11 protein-coding genes and 1 tRNA gene are annotated in these 11585 nt (G+C 62.8%); 1 reads left to right on the forward strand and 11 read right to left on the reverse strand.

Annotated elements, in window-relative coordinates; translation table 11 throughout:
- Window positions 1-351: 351 nt before the first annotated feature.
- From ychF to EV679_RS15140, 10 genes are all read right to left on the reverse strand, one after another.
- Window positions 352-1443 (reverse strand): redox-regulated ATPase YchF, encoded by a 1092-nt coding sequence (gene ychF / locus EV679_RS15095; protein WP_130487663.1) that lies wholly within the window; start codon window positions 1441-1443, stop codon window positions 352-354.
- A gap of 471 nt (window positions 1444-1914) precedes the next feature.
- On the reverse strand, window positions 1915-2115 hold the full coding sequence (locus tag EV679_RS15100; protein ID WP_127773201.1) for a hypothetical protein: 201 nt from the start codon (window positions 2113-2115) through the stop codon (window positions 1915-1917).
- Between the two features lie 157 nt (window positions 2116-2272).
- Complete coding sequence (locus EV679_RS15105; protein ID WP_130487664.1) at window positions 2273-3043, reverse strand: CPBP family glutamic-type intramembrane protease; 771 nt, start codon at window positions 3041-3043, stop codon at window positions 2273-2275.
- 55 nt (window positions 3044-3098) lie between these two features.
- Window positions 3099-3698, reverse strand: a complete 600-nt coding sequence (gene pth, locus EV679_RS15110) for an aminoacyl-tRNA hydrolase (protein ID WP_068375212.1) — start codon at window positions 3696-3698, stop codon at window positions 3099-3101.
- Between the two features lie 141 nt (window positions 3699-3839).
- The gene (locus EV679_RS15115; protein ID WP_068375215.1) at window positions 3840-4436 is read right to left on the reverse strand and encodes a 50S ribosomal protein L25/general stress protein Ctc; all 597 of its coding nucleotides are present in this window, start codon (window positions 4434-4436) and stop codon (window positions 3840-3842) included.
- A 107-nt stretch (window positions 4437-4543) separates the two neighbouring features.
- Entirely contained in the window at window positions 4544-5497 is a 954-nt protein-coding gene (locus EV679_RS15120) for a ribose-phosphate pyrophosphokinase (RefSeq protein ID WP_257741122.1), read from the reverse strand.
- 123 nt (window positions 5498-5620) lie between these two features.
- A tRNA-Gln gene (locus EV679_RS15125) sits at window positions 5621-5697 on the reverse strand.
- A 5-nt stretch (window positions 5698-5702) separates the two neighbouring features.
- A complete protein-coding gene (ispE, locus tag EV679_RS15130) occupies window positions 5703-6614 on the reverse strand; it encodes a 4-(cytidine 5'-diphospho)-2-C-methyl-D-erythritol kinase (RefSeq protein WP_068375287.1) in 912 nt (303 codons plus the stop codon).
- A 29-nt stretch (window positions 6615-6643) separates the two neighbouring features.
- Window positions 6644-7213, reverse strand: a complete 570-nt coding sequence (lolB, locus tag EV679_RS15135) for a lipoprotein insertase outer membrane protein LolB (protein WP_068375218.1) — start codon at window positions 7211-7213, stop codon at window positions 6644-6646.
- Window positions 7210-9018: a tetratricopeptide repeat protein gene (locus EV679_RS15140; RefSeq protein ID WP_238591451.1), complete on the reverse strand. Its 1809-nt coding sequence runs from the start codon at window positions 9016-9018 to the stop codon at window positions 7210-7212. Before EV679_RS15140 ends, lolB begins: the two co-directional genes overlap by 4 nt.
- Before the next feature lie 81 nt (window positions 9019-9099).
- Here EV679_RS15140 and mutM point away from each other — a divergent pair, with 81 nt between their 5' ends.
- Complete coding sequence (gene mutM / locus EV679_RS15145; protein WP_068375224.1) at window positions 9100-9927, forward strand: bifunctional DNA-formamidopyrimidine glycosylase/DNA-(apurinic or apyrimidinic site) lyase; 828 nt, start codon at window positions 9100-9102, stop codon at window positions 9925-9927.
- Window positions 9928-10083: 156 nt separating this feature from the next.
- On the opposite strand, the gene EV679_RS15150 is transcribed toward mutM, so the two are convergent.
- Window positions 10084-11490, reverse strand: coding sequence for an FAD-binding oxidoreductase (locus tag EV679_RS15150; RefSeq protein ID WP_242611507.1), 1407 nt, complete (start codon window positions 11488-11490; stop codon window positions 10084-10086).
- Between the last annotated feature and the right edge of the window lie 95 nt (window positions 11491-11585).

An 11585-nucleotide genomic window follows, 5' to 3' on the forward strand; every position in this document is an offset into this window, starting at 1 on the left:
ACAACATGAAATTTGGCCTGTACACCTCTTATTCCAGAGGGTTTTCCCTGAAAACAAAACCCTGAAAAACACCAAAATACCCATAAAAATCATTGATAAATCAACAATTCCCAATCCCTTCCTGGAAGACAGGCGGGATTTCGTACCTCATTCCAAGAACCATGAAATAAAATACGTTGTCATACTACTAGAGGATTTTCTAGAATCACCCAGGCACCCGCCAGATATTGCGCCGGGGCCTATGCGGCCATACCGCCAAGACATGCCTGCGCACGCCATAAAAAAAAGCGGCGCGCCTCATCGGCACGCCGCCCTGATTCACCCTGCAACGCGGCCTTGCGCCGCGTGCGGTCAGACGTTGAACAGGAAGTTCAGCACGTCCCCATCCTTGACCACGTATTCCTTGCCTTCGGCGCGCATCTTGCCCGCGTCCTTGGCGCCCTGCTCGCCCTTGAAGGAAATGAAGTCTTCATAGGCGATGGTTTGGGCGCGGATGAAGCCGCGTTCGAAGTCGGTGTGGATGACGCCAGCGGCCTGGGGCGCGGTCGCGCCTATGGGCACGGTCCAGGCGCGGACTTCCTTCACGCCGGCGGTGAAGTAGGTTTGCAGGCCCAGCAGCTTGAAGGCGGCGCGGATCAGGCGGTTCAGGCCCGGTTCTTCCATGCCCATGTCGGCCAGGAAGGCCTTGCGGTCTTCGTCTTCCAGGTCGACGATTTCCGATTCGATGGCGGCACAGATGGCCACGACCGGCGCGTTGCGCTCGGCGGCGTAGGCCTTCAGGCGGTCCAGCATGGGGTTGTTGTCGAAGCCGTCGTCACTGACGTTGCCGACGTACATGGCCGGCTTGGCCGTGATGAAGCACAGCGGCGCCAGCAGTTTCAGGTCGTCTTCGCTCAAGCCCTGGCTGCGGATGGATTTGCCTTCGTTGAGTTCGCCGATGGCTTTTTCCAGGATGGCGACCAGCTTCTGCGCATCCTTGTCGCCGGCGCGGGCGCTTTTCTGGAAGCGGTGCAGGGCTTTTTCAGCGGTCTGCAGGTCGGCCAGCGCCAGTTCGGTTTCAATGACTTCGATGTCGGCGATCGGGTCTACCTTGCCCGCAACGTGCACGACGTTGGGGTCTTCGAAGCAGCGCACCACGTTGACGATGGCATTGGTTTCGCGGATGTGGGCCAGGAACTGGTTGCCCAGGCCTTCACCCTTGCTGGCGCCGGCCACCAGGCCGGCAATGTCCACGAATTCGACGGTGGCCGGCAGGATGCGCTCGGGCTTGACGATCTCCGCGAGCTTGTCCAGGCGGGGGTCGGGCACTTCCACGACGCCGACGTTGGGCTCGATGGTGCAGAAGGGATAGTTTTCCGCCGCGATGCCGGCACGGGTAAGCGCATTGAAAAGCGTCGATTTGCCCACGTTGGGCAGGCCGACGATGCCACATTGCAAAGCCATGAGAATCCTGTATGAAGAAAAGCCGATGCAGACAGGCATCGGCCATAGAGGCGGAACAGCAGTTTGTTGTCCGGCATTTTAGCGTGAAAGCCGGACAGAAACCGGCAACTTGCCCGTCAGATCACAGACAAAGGGCGACAACAGCCCTGGTTTTCGGGCACACCGCCCATGGCCCGCCGCCCCGACTGAACAGACCCTGGTCTTCCCGACTCCCCTCGCCCGGCGCGTATAAGGGTTTGCATGCGCCGCCGGTCCAGGCCAGCAGCCAAGCCTCGCACCGAAATGGCGCATGCCGCAGGCAGACAAAGCACGCGGGCCTGCCCCGACAGGCCGTCAAACCGCACATCGGGATGACGCTCCCCCAATAACCGGCCGCATAGCGCCTGCGCCGGTTGGCGGCGGCCGGTCCTTAGCCAGGTTGTGCTTAAAAGGCAGGCGCCATTATTTCAATATCCGGCCATTGAACAGCCATCAATCATTCAAGGATTCCTTGGCTGCCTGCTCCGGCGTCCAGCCCTCATAGAACTGGTCGGTAAACCACTCTGCCTCTTCTTCAATATAGGCACGCGCTTCGGCCAGTGTCGCCCCAGCTTCAACCAACAATTTCTCTACCTCGCCACACCAGGCAATCAATGCCTCCAGGTCCGGATCCAACTCTTCTTTCTTGGCCATGGCAGCTCCTTAGGTATCAGCTTGGCAACGACTCCGGGGGCTCCCGGTTTTCATGCGTCATGATAGTTCGACCGAGGCCCGATCTCCACTGGAAACTGCGCCATTGTCTGCCAACAACACATTGAAAACCACCCGCATTGCACGCACCAGCAATACGTTACATGCCAGACATACTGCCTGATGGAAGCAGCCACATCACCAGCATCAACACCAGGACCGGCCCGGCGTTATAGATGCCGTGCAGCACCATGGCTGCGCCTATGCCTGCGCGAACGCGTATCCAGCCCAGCGCCAGGCCCGCCAACCATTGCGGCAGCACCAGCACCGGCATCAACCACCAGGAAAGGTGCCCCAGGTTGAAATTGATCAGGTGCATGCTGGCAAAGCCCAGCGCCGACAAGTGGAATATCCACGGGAAGAAACGCCGGTACCAGCGCAACGGCCGCCAGGCACGACGCGGCACGTGATGGCGCGTACGCGGCCACCACAGCACGGCCAAAACCAGCGTCAGCAGGCTGCCTGTCCACCAGGTCGGCCCATTGACCAGCACGACGATCAGCGGCGGCAACAAGGCCGCGCCCAGCCATGGCCGGCGCAGCCAGTAGCGGAACACCAGCTCTTCGGTCACAGGCGCCCAGACGATGGCGTGCAACCATAGCCACTGATGCAGCACCAGCCTATGCGTGGCACCGCCTCGCTCCGTCACGCCCACGATCATAGGGGCAAAAACCAGCAGCGAAATCAGCCATAGCAATCCGGCCCAGAGCAACATGCGGCGCAAGCGCGGCAGCCGCAGCCAGTCAGCCCGGCCATTGTCCACCGGCAGGCCCATGGCAGTCGGCCGACGGCGTGCCAGCGTCGGACGCCGCACGAACGCCAGGAATTCACGCAGATCATTGCCCAGGCCTGCCGGCCGCCCGCTGCTCATCGCCGCATCTCCAGGCCCAGGTAAGCCCGCCTCGCGTCCAGCCGCTGAACCAGCCTCATGCGCGCTTGCCTTCGTTCAACTGGCGCAAGGCGCGCTCGAAATCCCCTGCCAGAAAGTGCGGCAGCAAGGGGCGGCAGCGAGCCAGGACGTCGTCGATCTGGTCTTGCTCTTCGCGGCGCGGCGGGTGCAACACGAAGTCCGCGACCTGCTGGGCCAGGCCCAGCGTACGCGGATGGCCAATGCCGATGCGCAGGCGCCAGAAACCTGGTCCGCCCAGCGCAGCCTGAATATCCTTCAAGCCATTGTGTCCCGCGTGTCCGCCGCCCTGCTTGATCTTGGCCTGTCCCGGCAGCAGGTCCAGCTCGTCGTGCAACACCAGGACTTGCTCCGGCGCCAGCTTGTAAAAACGCGCCAACGCCCCGACACACTGGCCGGAACGGTTCATGAATGTGATGGGCTTGGCCAGGTAGACGTTTTCGCCATCCACCCGCGCTTTGGCGACTTCGCCCATGAAGCTTTTTTCCACGAAAAAGCTGGCACGCAAATCCGCGGCATAGGTATCCGCCAGCCAGAAGCCGGCATTGTGGCGGGTACGTTCATATTCAGCCCCCGGATTTCCCAGGCCTACGATCAGCCGTATCGGCGCGGCATTCATTGCAACTCCTGTCATGCGCATGGAAGCCGCGCATGTATCCATGAAAAAAATCCCTGTCAGGCCAAATGGCCAGACAGGGATTCTACAGACTGTGAGTGCAGGCTTGGCAAGCCAGCCTGCACTCGGCCGTTTTCTGGCTGATTAGGCCTCGGCTGCGCCTTCGCCTTCACCTTCGGCGGCACCGCCAGCCGGCACGATGGCGGTGGCGACCACTTGGGCAGCATCACCGATCACGGTCACGCCAGCAGGCAGAACCAGGGAGCTGACGTGCAGCGATTCGCCGGATTGCAGGCTGGACAGATCGACGTCGATGGAGGCCGGCAGGTCAGCCGGCAGGCTCTTGACTTCAACTTCGGTGACCACGTGGCTGATCATCGCACCGCCCAGCTTCACGGCAGGCGATTGGTCGCCGTTGATGAAGTTCAGGGGAACCTTGGTGGTGATCGCTTCGTTGGCCAGCACGCGCTGGAAGTCAACGTGCAGCACTTGCGGCTTGTAAGCGTGCCATTGCACGGAACGCAGCAGCACGGGGTGGCTCTTGCCATCCAGTTGCATGCTCAGGATGGAAGCGTGGAAGGCTTCCTTGCGCAGTGCGTGATAGATCTCGTTGTGATCCAGTTCGATGTTCAGCGGCTGTTCGGTGCCGCCGTAAACGATGGCGGGAACACGGCCGGCGCGGCGCAGGCGGCGGCTCGCACTCGAACCCTGGACGCTACGCGTAGTGGCGTTGAATTGCATGGATAACTCCAGACTTGATAGGCGGCGAACCGCCGGGTAAGCGTCCGCCACCCTGTGTGGCGGACAAAAAGACGGGGTGCCGCGACCAGCACCCCGTCAGAAACGGTTTAATCGACAAACAAGGAACTGACCGACTCGGCGTGCGAAATACGCAGCATGGTCTCGCCCAGCAGCGATGCGCACGACAGCTGGCGGATCTTGCCGCAGGCCGCGCCTTCCGCGCTCAGCGGGATGGTATCGGTCACGACCAGTTCGTCCAGTTCGGATTCGCTGATGCGCTTGACTGCGCCGCCGGACAGCACCGGGTGCGTGCAATAGGCATAGACCTTGCCAGCGCCGCGCTCTTTGAGCGCCTGGGCAGCCTTGCACAGCGTACCGGCAGTATCCACCATGTCATCCATGATGATGCAGGTGCGGCCATCCACTTCACCGATGATGTTCATCACTTCGGAGACATTGGCGCGCGGGCGGCGCTTGTCGATGATGGCCAGGTCGGCTTCGAGCTGCTTGGCCAGCGCGCGGGCGCGGACCACGCCGCCGATATCGGGCGACACGACCACCAGGTTCTCGAATTCGTGGGTCCAGATGTCCTTCAGCAGCACCGGCGACGCGTAAATGTTGTCAACGGGGATGTCGAAGAAGCCCTGGATCTGGTCGGCGTGGAGGTCCATCGTGAGGACGCGATCGACACCCACGACTTGCAGCATGTTGGCCACGACCTTGGCCGAGATGGCAACGCGCGCCGAACGCGGGCGGCGATCCTGGCGGGCATAGCCGAAATAGGGAATGGCGGCAGTGATGCGGCCTGCCGATGCACGGCGCAGCGCGTCAACCATGACCATGATTTCCATCAGGTTGTCATTGGTAGGCGCACAGGTGGGCTGCAGCACGAATACGTCCTTGCCGCGCACGTTCTCATTGATTTCCACTGCCACCTCACCGTCTGAGAAACGGCCGACGGACATTTTGCCGAGGGACATATCGAGATGACTGGCGACATCGGCAGCAAGCCTGGGGTTGGCTGTGCCGGTGAAAATCATGAAGCTGTCGTTGGAGGACATGATGGTGACGGTTCCGGACGTCAGAAAAAGAAAAAGCCGTCGAACTGAGCCAACTATGATGAATCGGCGGGTTCAACAGCTTTGCGTATTTTTTGCAGTCAATGCCTGGTATATATGGGTTAGTGGCTGGGGAGGAAGGACTCGAACCCTCGAATGCCGGAATCAAAATCCGGTGCCTTAACCAACTTGGCGACTCCCCAACTGCTCAAACAACCCACTGCTTCAATGGATGCTCGCTTAATCCCCGGCAAACATATGTCTCTACCGGGGCAGCCTCACCGTTACCGGGAAACTGCACAGCACGCATTTTAGCGGCAAATTTCCGTTCTGCCAAAACTGCTTTGTCTAGATCGTGAAATTCGCCAAAAAGACAACTTCCAGACCCTGACATGCGAACCGGGAACCCTTCTTCGGACATCCACTCAGCCACCTGCCTGACGGCGGGGTAGCGACTGAATGCTACCGTTTCCAGATCGTTCCGGCCAAACTCGGAAATATTTCCTTCGTTTGTTTTCGTCATCTCGGAAAAGAACGCCATTATGATCCTCTCAGAATCACGTGTCAAGTCTTTTGCAGAAAATATTTCTACTGTCGGAATCGAGACACCCGGCCGCAGGACCAGATAAACGCGTGGCGGCAAGACCAGCGCCTGCAATTTTTCGCCCACGCCCTCGGCAAAGGCGTTGTCGCCAAACAGGAAAACGGGCACATCCGCTCCCAGCACCAGGCCCAGGCGCATCAGGGCCTGGCGGTCCAGGCCGGCGTTCCACAGGCGGTTCAGCGCAATCAGGGTACTGGCCGCATCGCTGGAACCGCCGCCCAGGCCGCCCCCCATGGGAATGCGTTTTTCCAGCCGAATATCCGCGCCCAGCGTCGTGCCGCAGGCGGCCTGCAGGTTGCGCGCCGCACGCACCACGAGATTGTCGTCGTGCTTCACCCCGGCCGTGGCATCCTGCAACACGATGCGGCCATCGGTGCGCAGATCGAAATGCAGGGTATCGGCCAGGTCCAGGAACTGGAACGCAGTCTGCAGCAAATGGTAGCCGTCTTCCCGGCGTCCCACGACATGCAGGAACAGGTTGATCTTGGCCGGCGCGGGTACATCATGCAGGCAAATGCCAGGACGGTAGAGCATGAAAGGAAAAATCAGGAAGCCTGGACAACCAGGCGCAGGTCTATGGATTGCAGGCCGTCCTGGCGCTTGGCATTGAGCCTCAGCGGGCCCTGCGCATCGTAGCGCCACAGACGCACTTCCCAGCCTTGCTGGGTAAACGACATTAATTGCCCGTCGGCATCGCGCTCGACATTTTCCGCCCGGCTCCCTTCGGCCAGTTTGCCGCGCAACCAGGCGCGCAGCACCGTGACCGGCATGGGGCCGCCCAACACCTGGGCCAGCAGGGTTTCGACGTCGGCGGCATATTCCACCCGCCCGTCGGCGTGGGTCAGCGTCGCTCCCCCAGCTGTGGCTTCCAGCCGGGCCAGCGTACTGCCCACCGGATTCGCCAGGTCGAGCACGAGCCGGCTGCCTTCGTCGCGCCAGGCAAAGCCGCCCTGGACGGCTTCAGGCTTGCGCCCCACTTCTTCCACGTTGAGCGCAAAGCGCCCGGTTCGGGCAAAACCATCGGATTGCTGCTCAGCGACAGGCGGCGGCGTCACGCAGGCGGCCACTGCCAGCAACGGCAGGTAGCCCAGGCAGCGCCGCAGGCCCAGCCTCACAGCTTGACCCCCAGACGTTGCAGGGTTTCACGCAGCAATTCGTTGCCAGCATCCTTGGCAGCCGCAGCGCGCCACATGGCCCTGGCTTCGCCGCGCCGGCCCAGGGCCCACAGGACTTCGCCCAGATGCACGGAAATTTCGACTTCCGGGCTTTGCGCATAGGCCCGTTGCAGGTAGGTCAAGGCATCCAGCGCATCACCCTGGCGGTAGCGCACCCAACCCATGCTGTCGAGAATATAGGGGTTGTCCGGCAACAGCTCATGCGCCCGGTCTATCAGTTCGCGCGCTTCGTCCAGGCGAATGTTGCGTTCCGCAAAGGTATAGCCCAGCGCGTTATAGGCATGCGCGTAGCTGGGGTCCAGCTCTATCACTTCGCGCAGCAGCTGTTCCATTTCGCCGATACGGTCGAGGGGCTCCAGCGCCATTGCCAGTTCATACTTGATGTCCGTCGAATCCGGCATTTCGGCTTCGACTTCGCGCAGCAGGGTGACGGCTTCTTCATGCCGCCCGGCGCCACGCAACAACTGCACGCCCAGCATCACTTGCTGCATGCGCTCGTCTTCGTCCATGGGCTCGACCGACTGCAGCATGGCCAGCGCTTCGTCCAGATTGCCCTGCTTGGCCCGCAGGCTGGCCTGGCGCAACCGCGCCGGGAAACGCATGGCCGGGTCGTCGATACGGCCCAGCTCCATGATGGCGTCGTCCAGCCGGCCCTGGTCTTCGGCAATGGCGGCACGCAACAGGCGCGCATCAGCCAGCGCCTCGCCGGCATCGCTGGCGCCCGGCGCCACCGCTTCCTGGCGCTGCGCCTGCACACCAACGAACTGCTGCAACAGGGAATCGGCCTGATCCAGCCGACCAGCCCGGTAATTGAGCTGCGCCTGGATATAGATGAGTTCGAAATCCTCCGGCGCCTGGTGCGCCATGTCACGGACTTCCTCCAGCGCCGCGTCGTATTCACCGCGCTCGGACAGGAAGCTCGCCAGCATCAGGCGCACATTACGAGCGCCCGGGTGGGTCTTGATGAAGGCACGCGTGTCGGCCACGGCCTGTTCGGGATCGACGACGATGCCATATTGCAGGCGCCGCAATGCGCCTTCCTCGCGCAGGGCGGGATAGGCCTGGGCCGCCTTGGCCTCTTCGAGCGCACGCTGGTATTCCCCGGCGCTGAAGGCCACGTCTGACAAGGCCAGATGGGATTCCGGCACCTGGCGGGCACGCCCTTCCAGCGCGGTTTCCAGCACCCGCAAGGCCATGCGGCGATCATTCACGCGGCTCAGCACGCCAACGGCCTGGCCGATGGCCTCCGCCTTGTCCTGCGCCTTGTCGATGCGTTCGCGCAGCGCCTCGCCCAGACCGCTGGTCTGTCCGGCCGCTGCGGCCAGCGCCAGTTCCGTGGCACTGGCTTCCGCGTCATTGGGTGCCAAGCGGCTCCAGTAGCGCGCGGCTTCCAGTGCGCCGCGCATATTGCCGTTGGCCAGCGCGAATTCCAGCGAGCGTCGCGCCAGACGGGGGTCGCCCGTATCGCGCGCCAGACCCAGCATCGTGCGCGAAGAAATATCGAACACTCCGCGCTGTGCGCCGATCTCGGACGCCAGGATGCGGTACAGGATGTCGGCAGACAGCGTCACCTCGGGCAACTCGCCTGCGCGCAAGCGAATCACCTCTACTGGCTGCTCATCGAGCCTATCCCGTATCTGCGCATCGCTGCCCGGCAATCTGTCTGCCTGTGCAGCGCATAACAAAGCCGCGCTGCCTTGGAACAGCGCTACCGTAACGAATTTCACAACTTTGAGGGATTTCACGCGACCCGCCTTGTTGATGGCACAATCCTGCCGTCACGAACGAAGGGCCATCTTAGCACTGGCGACGCCACTGAGGACCGCATGCCCGAACTACCAGAAGTCGAAACCACCCGCCGGGGCATCGCGCCGCTGGTCAGCGGCAAACCGCTACGGGAATTCGTTGTAAGAGAACCACGGCTGCGATGGCCCGTTCCCGCCGAACTGCCCGCCATTCTGCCAGGGCATACGCTGTTGGAATGCGGCCGCCGTGGCAAATACCTGTTGCTGCGCTTCGACCACGGTGTGCAGATCGTGCATCTCGGCATGTCTGGCGCGCTGCGCGTCGTTGCCCGCGACGCCTTCCTGCGTCCGCACGATCATGTGGAATGGGACTTCGGCGACACCATCCTGCGCTTGCATGACCCGCGCCGCTTCGGCGCCGTGCTTTGGCACCCGGATGGCGGCACACCCGTGGAACAGCACCCGCTACTGGCCCACCTGGGCATAGAACCCTTCGACCCGCGTTTCGACGGCAACTGGCTGCACCGGCATTTCACCGGCAAATCCCAAGCCATCAAGCAAGCCCTGCTGGCAGGCCAGGCAGTCGTCGGCGTTGGCAATATCTACGCATCGGAGAGCCTGTTCCGGGCCCGCATCCACCCTGCCACCCCAGCAGGGAAGCTATCCCTGCCGCGCTGCAAGCGCCTGGCGGCAGCGATCACGGCCACGCTCACGGATGCCCTGGCCTCGGGCGGCAGTACGCTGCGCGACTACGTCAACCCGGACAGCCAGCCCGGCGCCTATTTCGATATCCATGCCGCGGTCTACGACCGCGAGGGCCAGCCGTGCCGAATCTGCAGCACGGCCATCAAGCGAATTGTCCAGGGGCAACGCGCCACCTACTACTGCCCGCGCTGCCAACGCAGCTGACTACCGCGATGCAGCCTGCCACCCCTGCCGCCAATACGGCCCTGTCCAGGCGGCACACCATGCGCGGCCAGCCCTGCGCCCCGGCCCGCCGCCGGGGCTTGAGGGCTTGAGGGCCTGACAGCCCACCGGGCCAAACTACCGAACTGCTTTACGGCCTCATGCCAACACCTTGCCGGGATTCATCAGCCCGTCAGGGTCCAGCGCGGCCTTGAGCCGCCGCATCAGGTCCATTTCCACGGCATCCTTGTAGCGCGGCAGCAGATCGCGCTTGAGCTGGCCCACACCGTGCTCGGCGGCAATGCTGCCGCCATGCGCCATCACGCTGCCATGCACGATGTCATAGACTTGCGGCTGCAGCGCCAGCAATTCCGCTTCGCCCTGCCCCACGGCCGGCGCCACGTTGTAGTGCAGGTTGCCGTCGCCCAGGTGCCCGAAAATGATGTGTCGCACACCCGGGAACGCCGCCTGCAAGGCGGCATTGGTAGTCTCGACAAAGGCGGCAATACGCGAAACGGGCACGCCGATGTCATGCTTGATGGCCTTGCCCATGCGGAACTCGGCCAGCGGGATACTCTCACGCAAATGCCAGAAGGCCCGGCTTTGCGCCACACTGCCGGCCACTGCGGCATCCAGCGCCTCGCCTGCCTCCAGGGCGGCACCCAGCACGGTTTCCAGGCGCTGCTGGGCATGAGCTTCATCCTCGCTATCCGAGAATTCCAGCAAGGCATACCAGGGCGCGGTATCCGGGGCAAACGGCAGGCGTTGTTCCGGGAAATAATGCGTCACCGCTTGCAGCGTGATGGCGGCCATCAGCTCGAAAGCCGTCAGGCCGGCGCCGAAGCCGGCGCGCGCCCGTTCCAGTACCGCCACGGCAGCCATCAGCGAAGGCAGGGCCAGCAACGCAGTACGTTGCGCACGCGGCTGCGGATACAGCTTGAGCGTCGCCGCAGTGATGATGCCCAGCGTGCCTTCGCTGCCTATGTATATATCACGCAGGCAATAACCGGTGTTGTCCTTGCGCAGGCCACGCAAACCATGCCAGATTTCCCCCTGGGGCGTCACGACTTCCAGGCCCAGCGCGAGATCGCGGGTATTGCCATAGCGCAGCACCTGGGTGCCGCCCGCATTGGTGGCCAGGTTGCCGCCTATGGTGCAACTGCCCTCGGCCGCCAGACTGAGCGGAAACAGCCGCCCGGCAGCCTGCGCGGCATCCTGCACGCTTTTCAGCAGGCAGCCGGCTTCGACGGTAATAGTGTCATTGGCCGTGTCGATATCACGCACCCGGTTGAGCCGCGTCGTCAGCAATACGATGGCGCGCGCATCTCCGGGCGTCGCGCCCCCACACAGACCGGTATTGCCGCCTTGCGGCACCAGCGGCGCACCATGACGTGCGCAGGCCCGCACGACCTGCGCCACGGCCGCGGGGCTGTCCGGTCGCACCGCCGCCAGCGCCTGGCCATGGTAGCGGCCACGCCAATCCCCCAGCAGGGGTGCCAGGGACTCTCCCTGCAACACATGTGCTGCGCCAACGATGGCGCGCAACTCTTCCAGCAAACCTTCCACGTGCTCTCCTGATATCGCGCCCAGGCCTGCCACCCTGACCGGGCAGGCAACCCCGGTGCTCCCTATTCTACGTCTGGCAGCGGGTAGAATCGCCA

It is taken from the genome of Kerstersia gyiorum (assembly GCF_004216755.1).
GTDB lineage: Bacteria > Pseudomonadota > Gammaproteobacteria > Burkholderiales > Burkholderiaceae_B > Kerstersia > Kerstersia gyiorum.

Coding starts and splice junctions, on each gene's coding strand:
- EV679_RS15105 (WP_130487664.1), bottom strand. CDS start 3,043: ATGAGCAGCGGGCGGCCGGCAGGCCTGGGCAATGATCTGCGTGAATTC.
- EV679_RS15115 (WP_068375215.1), bottom strand. CDS start 4,436: ATGCAATTCAACGCCACTACGCGTAGCGTCCAGGGTTCGAGTGCGAGC.
- EV679_RS15100 (WP_127773201.1), bottom strand. CDS start 2,115: ATGGCCAAGAAAGAAGAGTTGGATCCGGACCTGGAGGCATTGATTGCC.
- pth (WP_068375212.1), bottom strand. CDS start 3,698: ATGAATGCCGCGCCGATACGGCTGATCGTAGGCCTGGGAAATCCGGGG.
- mutM (WP_068375224.1), top strand. CDS start 9,100: ATGCCCGAACTACCAGAAGTCGAAACCACCCGCCGGGGCATCGCGCCG.
- EV679_RS15120 (WP_257741122.1), bottom strand. CDS start 5,497: ATGTCCTCCAACGACAGCTTCATGATTTTCACCGGCACAGCCAACCCC.
- ychF (WP_130487663.1), bottom strand. CDS start 1,443: ATGGCTTTGCAATGTGGCATCGTCGGCCTGCCCAACGTGGGCAAATCG.